The sequence below is a fragment of the Kribbella sp. NPDC050281 genome, from assembly GCF_040655855.1.
GTDB lineage: Bacteria > Actinomycetota > Actinomycetes > Propionibacteriales > Kribbellaceae > Kribbella.
On sequence record NZ_JBFAKS010000017.1, the window covers coordinates 97,425 to 112,272 of the forward strand.

Sequence of the window (14,848 nt, forward strand, 5' to 3'; positions counted from 1 at the left end):
TGTGTCATTGAAGCTGCAGTAGAGACTTTTGCGGAATTCCGGATTTGTCGGCGAACCGAACTAGGGTGGTTGGGTGGCTGATCCGTCCTCGTACCGTCCCGCTCCAGGGTCGATCCCCGACTCACCCGGTGTCTACCGCTTCAGTGATGCCGCCGGACGGGTGATCTACGTCGGCAAGGCGAAGAACCTGCGGGCCCGGTTGTCGTCGTACTTCCAGGACCTGATCAACCTGCACCCGCGCACCCAGGCGATGGTCACGACGGCCTCGAAGGTCGAGTGGACGGTGGTCGGCAGCGAGGTCGAGTCGCTGCAGCTCGAATACTCCTGGATCAAGGAGTACGACCCGCGTTTCAACGTGAAATACCGCGACGACAAGTCGTACCCGTGGCTCGCCATCACCCTCAACGAGGACTACCCGCGGGTGATGGTCGGCCGGGGCCAGAAGAAGAAGGGCGTCCGGTACTTCGGTCCGTACAGCCACGCCTGGGCGATCCGCGAGACCGTCGACCTGCTGCTGCGGGTGTTCCCGATGCGCTCGTGCAGCAAGGGTGTCTTCAACCGGCACCGCCAGATCGGCCGTCCGTGCCTGCTCGGCTACATCGGCAAGTGCGCCGCGCCCTGCACCGGTCAGGTGAGCCAGGAGGAGCACCGCAAGATCGTCGACGACTTCGCCGCCTTCCTTTCCGGCCAGACCGCGACGTACGTGCGCCGGCTGGAGAAGGAGATGAAGGCCGCGGCGGCCGAGCTGGAGTACGAGCGGGCCGCGAAGATCCGCGACGACCTGGCCGCGCTGGAGAAGGCGCTGGCCAAGAACGCGGTGGTCCTCGGCGACGGCACCGACACCGACGTCATCGCCCTCAGCGAGGACCCGCTTGAGGTCGCGGTGCAGATCTTCTACGTGCGCGGCGGCCGGATCCGCGGTGAGCGCGGCTGGATCGCCGACAAGGCCGACGGTACGGCGACCACCGGCGACCTGGTCTCGCGGTTCATCCAGCAGACGTACGCCGGTGACTCGGGCGACGTGATCCCGCGCGAGATCCTGGTCCCGACCGAGCCGGACGACGCCGAGGCGCTGACCGAGTGGCTGTCCGAGCTGCGCGGCTCGAAGGTGTTCATCCGCGTCCCGCAGCGCGGTGACAAGAAGGCGCTGATGGAGACGGTCGGGCGGAACGCGCTGCAGACGCTGACCATGCACAAGACCAAGCGGGCCAGCGATCTGACCACCCGCAACCTGGCGCTGGAGGAGATCCAGGCCGCGCTGGATCTGCCGGAGGCGCCGCTGCGGCTGGAGTGCTACGACGTCTCGAACCTGCAGGGCACCGAGGTGGTCGCCTCGATGGTCGTCTTCGAGGACGGCCTGCCCCGCAAGAGCGAGTACCGGCGGTTCGTCATCAAGGGCGTCGACGGGCAGAACGACGTCGCCTCGATCGCCGAGGTGCTGACCCGGAGGTTCAAGCGGCTGCTGGACGAGCGGGCGACGTTGCAGGAGGACGACGACCCGGTTGCCGGCCTGATCGATCCGGAGACCGGTCGCGCACGGAAGTTCTCCTACGCGCCCGGGCTGGTCGTGGTCGACGGCGGTCCGCCGCAGGTCGCGGCCGCGCGGCAGGCGATGGACGAGCTGGGCCTCGGCGACATCCCGGTCGTCGGCCTCGCCAAGCGGCTCGAGGAGGTCTGGGTCCCGGACGAGGAGGACCCGGTCATCTTCTCCCGCACGTCCGAAGGGCTGTATCTCCTGCAGCGACTGCGCGACGAGGCGCACCGGTTCGCCATCACCCATCACCGCAGCCGGCGGTCGAAGTCGATGGTGGAGAGCGTCCTCGACGAGGTCTCCGGCCTGGGCGAGGTGCGGCGCAAGACGCTGCTGCGGCATTTCGGGTCGTTGAAGAAGCTGCGCCAGGCGACCGTGGACGAGGTCGCCGACCTGCCCGGGTTCGGTCGTCGTACGGCGGAGTCCGTCGTACTCGCGGTGAACGCTGCGGCAACGAACGCCGACACCGGCCGGGCGCCGTCGGTGAACACCGCCACAGGCGAGATACTGGACGACGACGTCCCGGCGCCGGCCGGGGCGCCCGACGGGGACCCAGGGAGAACTGAGAGCTGATGGACGACTCGGGCGGCAATCTCATCATCGTGTCCGGCATGTCCGGCGCGGGACGGAGCTCGGTCGCGGACGTACTGGAGGACCTCGGCTGGTTCGTGGTCGACAACCTGCCACCGATGTTCCTGACCACCCTCGTCGAGCAGGTCGTCGGCACCGGCGCGGCGCCGCGGCTCGCGATCGTCGTCGACGTACGGACCGGGCTGTTCTTCGACGAGCTGAGCTCGGCGATCCACGACCTGCGGCTGAAGGGGTACCGGCCGCTGACGCTGTTCCTCGAGGCCTCCGACGACGTGATCGTGCGCCGGCAGGAGAGCGTCCGCCGGCCGCACCCGCTGCAGGGCGAGGGCCGGCTGCTGACCGGTATCCAGCGCGAGCGTGAACTGCTCGGCGACATCCGGGCCGGCGCGGACCTGGTCATCGACACCTCGAACATGAACATCCACCAACTCGCCGCGAAGATCGTGAACGCCTTCGGCGACGAGGAGAACGCCGAGCTGCGGGCGACCGTGGTGTCGTTCGGATTCAAGTACGGCATCCCGGTGGACGCCGACGTGGTGGCGGACATGCGGTTCATCCCGAACCCGTACTGGCAGCCGGATCTGCGCCCGATGACCGGGCAGGACAAGCCTGTGTCAGACTTCGTCCTCGGCCATCCGCTGGCCCAGCAGTTCCTGCAGAACTACGTGGACGTGCTGGACACCCTGCGGACCGGCTACCTGAACGAGGGCAAGCGCTTCGTCACCGTTGCGATCGGATGCACCGGGGGTAAGCACCGCAGTGTCGCGATGGCCGAGGAGATCGCCCGCAGGCTGCGCGAGAGAGGGTCACCGACGTTGGTCGTGCACCGGGATCTGGGGCGGGAGTGAGCCAGGGCGTCTGGGACGACTCTGCCCGCGGAGAGCGCGGGCCGGGGCGCTCTGACGTGCCGGCTGGGGGGCGACCCGCAGACCCCCGCTCGGCCCCCCGGGTCGTCGCTCTGGGTGGCGGGCATGGCTTGGCTGCCTCTCTGTCCGCGCTCCGTCATGTCACCGACCAACTGACCGCCGTCGTCACCGTCGCCGACAACGGTGGCTCGTCCGGACGGTTGCGTCGCGAGCTCGGTGTGCTGCCGCCTGGTGATCTGCGGATGGCGCTGGCCGCGCTGTGCCGCGACGACGAGTGGGGCCGGACGTGGGCCGACGTACTGCAGCACAGGTTCCGCAGCAACGGTGAGCTGCACGATCACGCGGTCGGCAACCTGCTGATCGTCGCGTTGTGGGAGTTGCTCGGCGAAGCAGTCGACGGACTCGACTGGGTGGCCCGGCTACTCGGCGCACAAGGCCGCGTCCTACCGATGTCCGCCGTACCGCTGGACATCACCGCGCGCGTGCTCGGGCTGGATCCTGAGCATCCGGAGGCCATCGCCGAGATCCGCGGCCAGGCCGAGGTGGCGACGACCGAGGGTCACGTCGTCGATGTCACACTCGACCCGGCCGACCCGCCGGCCTGTCCCGAGGCTCTGGTGGCCATCGCGGAGGCCGACTGGGTCGTGGTCGGCCCGGGCTCGTGGTTCACGTCCGTGATCCCGAACTTGCTGGTTCCCGAACTGTCCCGCGGCCTCCAGGAAACGAGCGCTCGCCGGTTGCTCACCCTCAATCTCGGTGAACAGAAGGGCGAGACCGACGGATTCTCGCCGGAGACGCACCTCGAAGTACTGGCCGCTCATGCGCCGGATCTGCGCATCGACGTCGTCCTCGCCGACGAGCAACATGTCCCCGACCCGGAGTCGCTACGCCGTACTGCGCAAGCGCTCGGCGCCGACCTGGTGATCGCCGACATCGCCGCCGAGGACCGCCAGCTCCACCACGACCCAGGCAAACTGGCCAAGATCTACCGCGAACTCTTCGAGTGACTCACCGCGGGTAGACCGGTTTGCGGTGCGAGCTTTCCCCCTCCCACGGGTTGTAGATGTTCATGTCGAACCGCGCGAGCTCCCGGCCGTTCTTGTCGTAGTAGATCGCCCAGATCGGCTTGTCCCGCACCTTGAGGGGGGTGAGATCGGCGTACCAGAGCATGAAGCCGTTCTTCACCGCCGCCTCGCTGGTGACGCCGTCGAGCTGGATCTCGACCGAGGCGACGTTCTTGGGCACGGGTCCTTCCGTGCCGTTGTTGTCGGTCCAGTTCACGAAGGCCTGCTGGAACTTGAGGTCCTCGCGCAGGTAGTAGTCGGTGGGGGCGCCGGCGCTGGAGTTCTGCTGGCAGATTGCCCACTTCTTCTTGTCGGGGGACACCAGGATCGCCCGGATCCAGTTGCCGGCCGCCTGGCTGATGGCGACCTTCCAGCCGGCGATCGATCCTGTGCCGCCACCGGCCTTGTGGTGGCCGAGCTGCCATTGGTCGTCGAGAGGTCTGCAGCGACTGACGATCTGCGCGTCGGTGAGCTGGCTGGCTGCCGGCTGGAGCGTCGGCCCGGCACCCGGGACGCCGGCCGGCTGGACGCCGTCGGGGCGGTGTCCGGTCCAGGCGGTGATGCCTGCGACCACCGCGGCGGTGGTGACAAGCGTGGTGGCGGCGGTCGCGGCCCGAGTGATCCGCGTCGTCCGGCGGCCACGGCGGACGAGGTCGTCGACGGACGTCTGCAGTGGGTGATCGGTGTCGTCGGCGGCCTGGATCATCAGGTGTTCGAGGTCGGTGCTCACGGTGCGCTCCTCACGGTTTGGTCGAGTAGTTCGCGAAGGCGGGCCAGGCCGCGAGAGGTCTGGCTCTTCACTCCGCCGATGCCGACGCCGAGGACTTCGGCGGTCTGTTCGAGGCTCAGGTCCGCGTAGTGCCGCAGGACGACGCAGGCTCGTTGACTTGGTGGCAGTGCGGCGAGTGCCAGCACCACGAGCAGACGGTCGTCAACGGCACCGGCGGCATCCGGCATCGGTGCGGCGCTCTCGTCGGTGATGTCGTCGAGGCGTTCGCGGCGCCAGGGACGGCGGGCCTGCGTCAGTACGGCGTTCACCACACAGCGGTGGGCGTACGCCAGCAGACCGTCCCCGCGCTCGATCCGGTTCCAGCGCCGGTACACACTCACGAGTGCGTCCTGGGCGGCGTCCTCGGCGCGATGCCAGTCGCCGCACATCAGGTACGCCGTCCGGCGCAGCCTGGGCATGGTCACCGCGGCGAACTCGGTGAACTCGTCCTCGTCGCGTCGTCTCATCCAGCCTCCTCACAGTGTCGATGAGGGAATGCGGCGAGTTGTTCGGAAGGTTGCACCGCCCGTAACAGATCGGCCGGGTGGCCGTTGGAGTTGCAGCCCCGAGGGTCTTTGACAGCGGTGGGAGGATGGCGTTCATGGCGATGACAGCACAGGTGAAGTCCGAGTTGACCAGTATTCAGGTCACGAAACCCTGTTGCCGCAAGGCCGAGGTGTCCTCCGTCCTACGCTTCGCGGGCGGTCTGCACCTGGTGTCCGGGCGGATCGTCATCGAAGCCGAACTGGACAGTGGCGCCGCCGCTCGCCGGCTGCGCAAGGACATCGCCGAGATCTTCGGCCACCCGTCGGACGTCGTCGTGATCTCCCCATCCGGAATCCGGAAGCAGACGAAGTACGTCGTCCGCGTGGTTCGCGACGGCGACGCGCTGGCCCGCCAGACCGGGCTGGTCGACAACCGCGGCCGTCCCGTCCGCGGCCTTCCGCCGGCAGTCGTGTCAGGCGCCTCGTGCGATGCGGTGGCCGCGTGGCGTGGCGCCTTCCTCGCGCACGGCTCGCTGACCGAGCCCGGCCGGTCGTCCTCGCTCGAGGTGACCTGCCCCGGTCCCGAGGCTGCGCTGGCGTTGGTCGGCGCTGCCCGGCGACTCGGCATCGGTTCGAAGGCCCGCGAAGTACGCAACGTCGACCGCGTGGTGATCCGCGACGGCGACGCGATCGGTGCACTGCTGACCCGCCTCGGTGCGCACGAGTCCGTGCTGGCGTGGGAGGAGCGGCGGATGCGCCGTGAGGTCCGCGCGACAGCGAACCGGCTGGCCAACTTCGACGACGCGAACCTGCGCCGCTCCGCGCGTGCCGCGGTCGCGGCCGGTGCACGTGTCGAGCGTGCGCTGGAGATCCTGGGCGACGACGTACCCGACCATCTGCAGGTGGCGGGCAAGCTGCGGCTCGAGCACAAGCAGGCGAGTCTGGAGGAGCTCGGCCAGCTGCACGAGCCGGCCCTGACCAAGGACGCGGTCGCCGGCCGCATCCGCCGCCTGCTGGCGATGGCGGACAAGCGCGCCGCCGACCTCGGCATCCCGAACACCGAGGCGAACCTGACGCCGGAGATGCTCGACCCGGCCTGATCCAGTACCAGCCAGTCAACTGGTATTCACATGGCGGCCCCGGAAGGTTTCCGGGGCCGTTGTGCGTGTCGCTGGTCCGCCCGCCGGGCCGTCGCGAGCGGCGGTGGTCTGCTGTGGGCGCTACCAGTTGGCCGAGTGGGCTCTTGGGCTAGTGTTCGGGGTGAAGCGGCAGTGCTCGAAAGCTAGTTCTGAGGAGACGCAGTCCCGTGACCGTACGCGTAGGTATCAACGGCTTCGGCCGGATCGGCCGTAACTTCTTCCGCGCCGCGCAGGCGTCCGGTGCCGACATCGAGGTCGTCGCCGTCAACGACCTGACCGACAACCAGACCCTCGCTCACCTGCTGAAGTACGACTCGATCCTGGGCCGCTTCCCTGGTGAGGTCTCCGCGACCGACGACGACATCACCGTCTCCGGTCACAGCTTCAAGGCGTTCGCCGAGCGCGACCCCTCGAACCTGAAGTGGGCCGACGTCGGCGCCGACGTCGTGATCGAGTCGACCGGCTTCTTCACCGATGCCACCAAGGCCAAGACGCACGCCGACAACGGCGCCAAGAAGGTCATCATCTCCGCCCCGGCGAAGAACGAGGACCTGACCGTGGTGATGGGCGTGAACCACGACCTGTACGACGCCGAGAAGCACACCGTGATCTCGAACGCGTCCTGCACCACCAACTGCATCGCCCCGCTGGCCAAGGTCCTGCACGACGCGTTCACGATCGAGAAGGGTCTGATGACCACGATCCACGCGTACACGCAGGACCAGAACCTGCAGGACGGCCCGCACAAGGACCTGCGCCGCGCCCGCGCCGCCGCGCTGAACATCGTGCCGACCTCCACCGGCGCCGCGAAGGCGATCGGCCTGGTGCTGCCGGAGCTCAAGGGCAAGCTGGACGGCTACGCGCTGCGCGTCCCGGTCCCGACCGGCTCGGCCACCGACCTCACCGTCACCGTCGGCCGCGAGGTCACCGCCGACGAGGTCAAGGAGGCCTACAAGGCCGCCGCCACCGAGGGCAGCCTGAAGGGCTACCTGACCTACACCGAGGACGAGATCGTCTCCACCGACATCGTCACCGACCCGGCGTCCTGCATCTTCGACGCGGGCCTGACCAAGGTGATCGGCAACCAGGTCAAGGTCGTCGGCTGGTACGACAACGAGTGGGGCTACTCGAACCGCCTCGTCGACCTGGTCAACCACGTCGGCGCCTCGCTCTGACGCGTCCCGTTCACGTTGCGTCCGGAGAACTGTGGCTTCGTGCCACAGGTCTCCGGACGTTAGCCGTTTCTTCGAAGGAAGCTGACAGTGAAGACGATTGAAGAACTGGGCGACGTGGCCGGCCTGCGGGTGCTGGTCCGCTCCGACCTGAACGTGCCGATCGACGGCGACACGATCGGCGACGACGGCCGGATCCGCGCGTCGCTGCCGACGCTGGTCCAGCTGGCCAAGGCCGGAGCCAAGGTGATCGTCACCGCGCACCTCGGCCGCCCGAAGGGCACGCCGGACCCGAAGTTCACCCTGGCCCCGGTGGCCAAGCGGCTCGGCGAGCTGCTGCAGCCCGAGGGCATCACCGTGCACTTCGCGGCCGACGTCACCGGTGACAGCGCGCAGGAGGCCGTCCAGGAGCTGGACGAGGGCGAGGTGCTGCTGCTCGAGAACGTGCGGTACGACCCGCGCGAGGAGAGCAAGGACGAGACGCAGCGGGGTGCGCTGGCCGAAGAGCTGGCCGCGCTGGCCGATGTGTTCGTCAGCGACGGCTTCGGTGTGGTGCACCGCAAGCAGGCCAGTGTGTACGACGTCGCACGCCAGCTGCCGCACGCCGCGGGCGGCCTGGTGCTGGCGGAGGTCGACGTACTGAAGAAGCTGACCGAGAGCCCGCAGCGCCCGTACGTCGTCGTGCTCGGCGGCGCGAAGGTGTCGGACAAGCTCGCGGTGATCGACAACCTGCTGGCCAAGGCCGACAAGCTGCTGATCGGTGGCGGCATGGTCTTCACCTTCCTGAAGGCGCAGGGGCACGAGGTCGGCAAGAGCCTGCTCGAGGACGACCAGCTGGACACGGTCAAGGGCTACCTGGAGACCGCGAAGGCCAAGGGCGTCGAGATCGTGCTGCCGACCGACATCGTGGTCGCGCCCGAGTTCAAGGCCGATTCGCCGGCGACTGTCGTGGCCGCGGACGCGATCCCGGCCGACCAGCTCGGCCTCGACATCGGCCCCGAGTCCGGCAAGGCGTTCGCCGCCGAGATCGCCGGGGCGAGGACGGTGTTCTGGAACGGTCCGATGGGCGTCTTCGAGATGGAGGCGTTCGCGGGCGGAACGAAGGCCGTCGCGCAGGCGTTGACCGAGGTGGACGGGCTGAGCGTGGTGGGTGGCGGTGACTCCGCCGCGGCCGTGCGCCAGCTAGGCTTCGCGGACGACGCGTTCGGGCACATCTCCACCGGTGGTGGGGCGTCGCTCGAATATCTGGAGGGCAAGGAGCTCCCGGGTCTCGCAGTACTGGAAGAGGACTGAGCACGATGGCAGATGCTGCCCGTACGCCACTCATGGCGGGCAACTGGAAGATGAACCTCAACCATGTTGAGGCCGTGCACCTGCTACAGAAGCTGTCGTGGACGCTGCAGGACAAGAAGCACGACTTCGAGCGGGTCGAGGTCGCGGTGCTGCCGCCGTTCACCGATATCCGCAGTGTGCAGACGCTGGTCGACGGTGACCGGATGAAGATCAAGTACGGCGCCCAGGACGTGTCGCTGCATGACGCGGGCGCCTACACCGGTGAGATCTCGGCGGCGATGCTGTCCAAGCTCGGCTGCACGTATGTGCTGGCCGGGCACTCCGAGCGCAGGCAGTACCACCACGAGACCGATGCGGTGGTGAACGCCAAGGCAGCCAAGGTGCTCGAGGCCGGACTGATCCCGATCGTCTGTGTCGGCGAGGGCCTCGAGGTCCGGCAGGCCGACGGTCACGTCGAGCACTGCGTCAACCAGATCGACGGCGCGCTCGCCGGGCTGAAGGCGGACGACGTTCGCAAGCTCGTCATCGCCTACGAGCCGGTCTGGGCGATCGGCACCGGCGAGGTGGCCACCCCGGAGGACGCGCAGGAGGTCATCGCGGGGATCCGGGGCCGGCTGGAGGAGACGTTCTCACCCTCGGTGGCCGACTCGGTACGGATTCTTTACGGTGGATCGGTGAAGATGGCCAGCGCAGGTGGCATCATGGCCCAACCGGACGTGGACGGTTGCCTGGTGGGCGGTGCCAGCCTGCAGGTCGACGAGTTCGCCGGAATCTGCCGTTACCTGGACCTTCAGTTAGGCTACTCCTCGTGATTCTCGCTTTCTCGATCGTCGTGATCATCTGCAGCCTGATCCTCACGCTGCTCGTGCTGCTGCACAAAGGCCGCGGTGGCGGTCTGTCCGACCTGTTCGGTGGCGGTGTGTCGTCCAGCCTGGGCGGCTCATCGGTCGCGGAGCGGAACCTGGACCGGATCACGATCGGCATCGGTCTGGTCTGGTTCGCTGCCATCGTGGCGCTCGGCCTGCTCTACAAGCTCGGCTGAGGGGGAGTAGGTTCCCGTGGCTGGTGGTGGTAGTGCGATTCGTGGCAGCCGGGTCGGTGCGGGCCCGATGGGTGAGGCGGAGCGCGGCGACTCCGCGCCCCGGCAGCGCATCGTGTTCTTCTGTGCGAACGGGCACGAGACCGCGACGGTGTTCGCCGTCGAGGCAGCGATCCCGGAGGCGTGGGATTGTCCGCGGTGCGGTCTGCCGACCAGCACCGACGTGAACAACCCGCCCCCGCCGCCGAAGATCGAGCCCTACAAGACGCACCTGGCCTACGTGAAGGAACGGCGCAGCGAGCAGGAGGCCGCCGAGATCCTCGAAGAGGCCCTCGAGAAACTCCGCGCCCGCCGCGCCCGCGGCGAGGTCATCTTCTGATCTGCAACGCCCAGCCCGGACCGATCGCCGATCGGCCCGGGCTGTCGCGTTTCGTGCTGACCCACTGACAGGCAGTGCGACGTACGCGTTAGGGTCGGCGGCATGAAGTCTTCGATCTCGCCGGTGCGTTGGACTCCGCCGCCGGCTGCCGCGGCTCGTCACCCGAAGAACGTCGCTGTGGAGACGGTGGCGATGCCGGGGAAGGGGCCGGAGGACACGCTGATCGATGACGACGGGAGTGTGCTGACCGGTCTGCTCGACGGGCGGATTCTGCGGGTCAGCGGGGACGGGAAGACGATCACCACGGTGGCGGACACCGGTGGGCGGCCACTTGGTCTCGAGTGGTTGCCGGACGGCAAGGTGCTGATCTGCGATGCGAACCGCGGTCTGCTGACGCTGGACAAGGACGGCCGGATCGCGACGCTGCTGGCCGAGATCGACGGCCGCCCGATGCGATTCTGCAACAACGCGGACGTGATGCCGGACGGCACGATCTACTTCACCGACTCGTCCACGCGCTTCGGCGTCGACGAGTGGATGGCCGACCTGCTCGAGCATTCCTCGACGGGCAGTGTGTACCGGCTGACCCCGGACGGTCAGGTCACCCAGTTGGCCACTGGCCGTTCGTTCCCCAACGGCGTGGCGCTCAGCGGTGATCGCCGGACGCTCTTCTGGGCCGAGACCGCGACGTACGGGCTGTTCAAGCTCGACCTCACGGATCCCGAAGCCGATCCGGTGCAGGTGGCCGGGATCCCAGGGCTCCCGGACAACATCGCGCGTGGCTCGGACGGCCTGATCTGGGTGGCGATCGGCTCGCCTCGCAACGCGCTCCTCGACCTGCTGCTGCCCAAGCAGCCCGTCTTCCGCAAGCTCGTCTGGCAGTTGCCCGAAGCCCTCAAACCGAAGGCCGCCGACATCATCGAGATCCAGGCGTACGACGACAACGGCACGCTGGTGCACGACCTCCGCGCCAAACACCCGGACTTCCACATGCCCACCGGGGTGCGCGAGCGGGACGGGAAGGTCTGGCTGGGCAGCATCGGCACGAGCTCCCTGGCCAGCTTCCCGACCCCGGCGCGCTAGCAGAAGTCGCAGCCATTGGATGCCGTTGGCAAACTCGGGCAACAGCCGGCGTACTAGGGTGCGGGCATGCGATTCGGGATCACGATCCTGCCGGAGTACCGGTGGAAGGATGCGGCGCCGCGGTGGCGGCGGGCGGAGGAGCTCGGCTTCGACCATGTCTGGGCCTACGACCACCTGACCTGGGGCGGCCTGCAGGACTCGCCGTGGTACGGCACGACGCCGACGCTGACCGCGGCGGCGCTGGTGACGTCGACGATTCGGCTGGGCACGTTCGTGACGTCGCCGAACTTCCGCCATCCACTCGCGCTGACCCGCGACATCCTGGCCCTCGACGACGCGTCCGGCGGGCGCTTCCTGTGCGGCATCGGATCGGGCGGCGGCATCGACGCGACGATCCAGGGCGGTCCGGAGTTGACCGCGCGGGAGAAGGTGGACCGGTTGACGGAGTTCGTCGAGTTGCTGGACAAGCTGCTGACGACCGACGGTGTCGACTACCTCGGCGAGTACTTCGAGACCCGCAACGGCCGCACGCTGCCGGGATGCGTCCAGCAGCCGCGAGTGCCGTTCATCATGGCCGCGAACGGACCACGGTCGCTCCGGCTAGCCACGAAGTACGGCACCGGCTGGGTGACGACGGGCCTGAAGTCGCCGGACTTCGACACCTGGTTCGCGTCCGTCGTCGACCTCAGCCACCGGCTGGACGACGTACTCCAGGGCAAGTCGTTCGACCGCTACCTGGCCTTGGACTCGGCTCGCTACTCACTGTCCAGCGTGGCCGCCTTCGAGGACGTCGTGGGCCGTGCGGGGGAGCTGGGCTTCACCGACGTCATCACCCATTGGCCCCGCGCCGAAGGCGTCTACGCGGGCAGCGAGGACGTCCTGGAGCAGGTTGTCGCCGAGGTCGTTCCCCGCCACCGCTAGGGCACCGGGATGGCGAAAGAGCCGCACACCGGGTGGTGTGCGGCCCTTTCATTTCAGTTTCGAGAAGGGTGATCCAGAGATCAGATCGGGCGGATGTTCTCCGCCTGCAGGCCCTTCTGGCCCTGGGTGATCTCGAACTCGACGCGCTGGTTCTCGTCCAGCGAGCGGAAGCCCGAGGTCTGGATGGCCGAGTAGTGCGCGAACACGTCCGCGCCACCGTCATCCGGGGTGATGAAGCCGAAGCCCTTGTCAGCGTTGAACCACTTGACAGTACCGACAGCCATTTGTGTCTATCTCCTTGATGGCTTGTAACAAACCGCGACCCACACCTCATGAGCCACGTGTCGCCGAAAGGCCCCAGAAGACAGAACCGGCCATGCAGCACAGCGAAAGTCAGTGGGAGTCCAAAAGTGCAACGCGACAACTGTAGCCGATCTGGGGCCGCGTGGAAGGGGTGACCACGAACACGTGTCGCTAATAGTCGCCACCCGCGACGCTGTGTGTGCGCTCCGATCCAGCCTCTCCGAGGCCCCGGCGTACGCCGAATCCCGCGCCGACCTGCTGATTCGCGGCCGGCGCCGGGTTCTGACCGATGGCAACGAAGGACATTTCGCCGGTACGCCGGGTGATGGTCGCGCGAACCTGACTGGGTTTCCCGGCGTGTCGCGCGGCTCTGGACATTCGTTGCGCGGCACGCAATGGTGTGCCCGAGGAGGCACTCTTGATCGTCAAAGTGACCCGCAGTGGCGGTTTCGCCGGCCTGATGGCACACGGTGAACTCGACACGAGCGCCGAACCGGACGCCGGCGAACTGGAGGCCGCGGTGCGTGCGCTCGACCAGGGCAAGCTCGGCACCGGCCGTCCGCAACCGGACCGGTACGTCTACCGGCTCGAGGTGCGTGACACCACAGAAGCGGATGCCACGCACCTCACCGTCGCCGAACAGGACGTGGACCAGACCACCGCGTGGCTGCTGGACCGCGTCCTGGGGCACTAAGGGCGTGTCTGACGACGCCCTAGCTCCAGTCGACCTCAGGAGCGCGGTAGTAGTTCACGTTCAGCACGTCCCAGCGCGCCGCCTGGCCGGCCAGCCGTGCCCTGTACGACTCCCAGTCCAGCGCGGACGCCGGCGACCACCCGAGCTCGGCGATGCCCGGCAGTCGCGGGAACGCCATGTACTCGACCTTCGACATGTCGTCGAAGGTCTCCGACCACAGCGGCGCCTCCACGCCGATCACGGCGCTCTCCGGCAGGTCCGGGATCAGCGTCGCGGGGTCCCAGCGATAGGCCTTCTCCACACTCACCAGACCGGCCCAGTCGAGGCCGTACGGCGTGTCCTGGTCGTACTTCATGTCCAGGTACGCCCGGTTGGCCGGTGACATCACCACCTCGGCGCCGTTGGCCGCCGCGTTGCGGGTCAGCTCCCGCGACCGGTCGTCGTCGGTACCCCAGTACTGCACGATGCTCCCGGCCGGCAGCGGTGCATCGGCGATCTCGTGCCAGCCCATAACCCGCTTGCCGTGCTTGACGACCAGTTCGGCCGCCTTCGGCACGAACGTGAGGTAGTCCGAGTGCGGAGTCGAGTGCGCCTCGTCCCCACCGAGGTGGATGACGTCGCCCCGCGTCTGCTCGGCCACCTCGCGGAAGACATCGTCCAGGAAGTCGTAGGTGACGTCCTTGTGCACGGCGAGCGAGCTGAATCCGACCTCGGTGCCGGTGAAGTACTCCGTCGCCTCGCCGTCGGCGTTCAGCTCGGGGTACGACGTCAGCGCCGCGTTGGTGTGTCCCGGGGTGTCGATCTCCGGGACGACGGTGACGAACCGCTCCGCGGCGTACAGGACGATCTCGGCGAAGTCGGCCTTGGTGTAGTGGCCACCTGGTCCGCCACCGACCTCGGAGCTCGCTCCGTGCTTGGTCAGCTCCGGCCAGGAGTCCACCTGGATCCGCCAGCCCTGGTCGTCGGACAGATGCAGGTGGAGCCGGTTGAGCTTGTAGAGCGAGGCGAGGTCGATGCAGCGCTTGACCTCGGCGACCGAGCGGAAGTGCCGGGACACGTCGAGCATGACGCCGCGGTAGGGGTAGCGCGGTGCGTCGGCGATCGTCGTACCGGCGATCTCCCAGGGGCCGGACTGCTCAGTGCCGGCATCCGCCGTGGCCGGGAGCAGCTGGCGGAGCGTGGTCACGGCGCGGAAGAGGCCCTCGGCCGTGGCCGCGGTGAGCGTCACCGCCGAGCTGTCCACGCGGAGCTCGTAACCCTCCGCGCCGAGCGAGCTCGGTCCGTCGGTCGAGAGCGTGATGGTGCCGGTGCCCGGCTCCACGGGCAGGGCGAAGCCGGTGGACAGGCGGAGCTGAGCGACGAGCTGGTCAGCCACCGAGGTGGCCGCCTCGTCGGTGCTGAGTACGCCGACAGTCGCCGAGGACTGCAGCGTGAAGGTCTGGTCGGGCAGGGGGTTCTGGGTGACAGGCTGCGGAATCAGGGTGGGCTCCGGTGATCGCGTGGGTTGTTTGGAAGAGTC

General features: G+C 68.2%; 16 protein-coding genes. 12 read left to right on the top strand and 4 right to left on the bottom strand.

The window, feature by feature from the left end; translation table 11 throughout:
* Positions 1-73 precede the first annotated feature (73 nt).
* From uvrC to yvcK, 3 genes are read left to right on the top strand one after another with little or no spacing between them, the layout of a single operon-like run.
* Entirely contained in the window at positions 74-2,104 is a 2,031-nt protein-coding gene (gene uvrC / locus AB0I34_RS20115; RefSeq protein WP_360446961.1) for an excinuclease ABC subunit UvrC, read from the top strand.
* Positions 2,104-2,970 carry an RNase adapter RapZ gene (rapZ, locus tag AB0I34_RS20120; protein WP_131515931.1) on the top strand — a complete coding sequence of 289 codons (867 nt, stop codon included), beginning with the start codon at positions 2,104-2,106 and terminating at the stop codon, positions 2,968-2,970. Before uvrC ends, rapZ begins: the two co-directional genes overlap by 1 nt.
* 56 nt (positions 2,971-3,026) lie before the next feature.
* Complete coding sequence (gene yvcK, locus AB0I34_RS20125) at positions 3,027-3,995, top strand: uridine diphosphate-N-acetylglucosamine-binding protein YvcK (RefSeq protein WP_360446963.1); 969 nt, start codon at positions 3,027-3,029, stop codon at positions 3,993-3,995.
* 1 nt (position 3,996) lies between these two features.
* Here yvcK and AB0I34_RS20130 read toward each other — a convergent pair whose 3' ends face one another.
* Positions 3,997-4,782: a hypothetical protein gene (locus AB0I34_RS20130; RefSeq protein ID WP_360446965.1), complete on the bottom strand. Its 786-nt coding sequence runs from the start codon at positions 4,780-4,782 to the stop codon at positions 3,997-3,999.
* Positions 4,779-5,288: a SigE family RNA polymerase sigma factor gene (locus tag AB0I34_RS20135; RefSeq protein ID WP_360446967.1), complete on the bottom strand. Its 510-nt coding sequence runs from the start codon at positions 5,286-5,288 to the stop codon at positions 4,779-4,781. Before AB0I34_RS20135 ends, AB0I34_RS20130 begins: the two co-directional genes overlap by 4 nt.
* Positions 5,289-5,422: 134 nt before the next feature.
* Between AB0I34_RS20135 and whiA the strand changes: the two genes are divergently transcribed.
* The 8 genes from whiA (at position 5,423) to AB0I34_RS20175 (ending at position 12,332) form a co-directional block, all read left to right on the top strand.
* Positions 5,423-6,406, top strand: coding sequence for a DNA-binding protein WhiA (gene whiA, locus AB0I34_RS20140; protein WP_131515928.1), 984 nt, complete (start codon positions 5,423-5,425; stop codon positions 6,404-6,406).
* Positions 6,407-6,612: 206 nt separating this feature from the next.
* The gene (gap, locus tag AB0I34_RS20145; protein ID WP_360446969.1) at positions 6,613-7,620 is read left to right on the top strand and encodes a type I glyceraldehyde-3-phosphate dehydrogenase; all 1,008 of its coding nucleotides are present in this window, start codon (positions 6,613-6,615) and stop codon (positions 7,618-7,620) included.
* An 87-nt stretch (positions 7,621-7,707) separates the two neighbouring features.
* Positions 7,708-8,910, top strand: coding sequence for a phosphoglycerate kinase (locus AB0I34_RS20150; RefSeq protein ID WP_360446971.1), 1,203 nt, complete (start codon positions 7,708-7,710; stop codon positions 8,908-8,910).
* Between the two features lie 5 nt (positions 8,911-8,915).
* Positions 8,916-9,722 (top strand): triose-phosphate isomerase, encoded by an 807-nt coding sequence (tpiA, locus tag AB0I34_RS20155; protein WP_360446973.1) that lies wholly within the window; start codon positions 8,916-8,918, stop codon positions 9,720-9,722.
* A complete protein-coding gene (secG, locus tag AB0I34_RS20160; RefSeq protein WP_131356951.1) occupies positions 9,719-9,952 on the top strand; it encodes a preprotein translocase subunit SecG in 234 nt (77 codons plus the stop codon). The genes tpiA and secG overlap by 4 nt, the downstream gene beginning before the upstream one ends.
* 16 nt (positions 9,953-9,968) lie before the next feature.
* Positions 9,969-10,328 (top strand): RNA polymerase-binding protein RbpA, encoded by a 360-nt coding sequence (locus tag AB0I34_RS20165; protein WP_131356954.1) that lies wholly within the window; start codon positions 9,969-9,971, stop codon positions 10,326-10,328.
* A gap of 102 nt (positions 10,329-10,430) precedes the next feature.
* Positions 10,431-11,411 (top strand): SMP-30/gluconolactonase/LRE family protein, encoded by a 981-nt coding sequence (locus AB0I34_RS20170; protein ID WP_360446976.1) that lies wholly within the window; start codon positions 10,431-10,433, stop codon positions 11,409-11,411.
* A 66-nt stretch (positions 11,412-11,477) separates the two neighbouring features.
* Positions 11,478-12,332 (top strand): LLM class flavin-dependent oxidoreductase, encoded by an 855-nt coding sequence (locus AB0I34_RS20175; RefSeq protein WP_360446978.1) that lies wholly within the window; start codon positions 11,478-11,480, stop codon positions 12,330-12,332.
* A gap of 80 nt (positions 12,333-12,412) precedes the next feature.
* Here AB0I34_RS20175 and AB0I34_RS20180 read toward each other — a convergent pair whose 3' ends face one another.
* A complete protein-coding gene (locus tag AB0I34_RS20180; RefSeq protein ID WP_012921273.1) occupies positions 12,413-12,616 on the bottom strand; it encodes a cold-shock protein in 204 nt (67 codons plus the stop codon).
* 437 nt (positions 12,617-13,053) lie between these two features.
* Here AB0I34_RS20180 and AB0I34_RS20185 point away from each other — a divergent pair, with 437 nt between their 5' ends.
* A complete protein-coding gene (locus AB0I34_RS20185) occupies positions 13,054-13,329 on the top strand; it encodes a protealysin inhibitor emfourin (RefSeq protein ID WP_360446980.1) in 276 nt (91 codons plus the stop codon).
* Between the two features lie 19 nt (positions 13,330-13,348).
* On the opposite strand, the gene AB0I34_RS20190 is transcribed toward AB0I34_RS20185, so the two are convergent.
* A complete protein-coding gene (locus tag AB0I34_RS20190; protein WP_360447070.1) occupies positions 13,349-14,809 on the bottom strand; it encodes a beta-N-acetylhexosaminidase in 1,461 nt (486 codons plus the stop codon).
* Positions 14,810-14,848: the final 39 nt, after the last annotated feature.

Bases quoted from the DNA above. Each gene is read 5' to 3' on its own strand.
- rapZ (WP_131515931.1), top strand. From the start codon at position 2,104: ATGGACGACTCGGGCGGCAATCTCATCATCGTGTCCGGCATGTCCGGC.
- AB0I34_RS20135 (WP_360446967.1), bottom strand. From the start codon at position 5,288: ATGAGACGACGCGACGAGGACGAGTTCACCGAGTTCGCCGCGGTGACC.
- whiA (WP_131515928.1), top strand. From the start codon at position 5,423: ATGGCGATGACAGCACAGGTGAAGTCCGAGTTGACCAGTATTCAGGTC.
- tpiA (WP_360446973.1), top strand. From the start codon at position 8,916: ATGGCAGATGCTGCCCGTACGCCACTCATGGCGGGCAACTGGAAGATG.
- AB0I34_RS20170 (WP_360446976.1), top strand. From the start codon at position 10,431: ATGAAGTCTTCGATCTCGCCGGTGCGTTGGACTCCGCCGCCGGCTGCC.
- AB0I34_RS20175 (WP_360446978.1), top strand. From the start codon at position 11,478: ATGCGATTCGGGATCACGATCCTGCCGGAGTACCGGTGGAAGGATGCG.
- AB0I34_RS20180 (WP_012921273.1), bottom strand. From the start codon at position 12,616: ATGGCTGTCGGTACTGTCAAGTGGTTCAACGCTGACAAGGGCTTCGGC.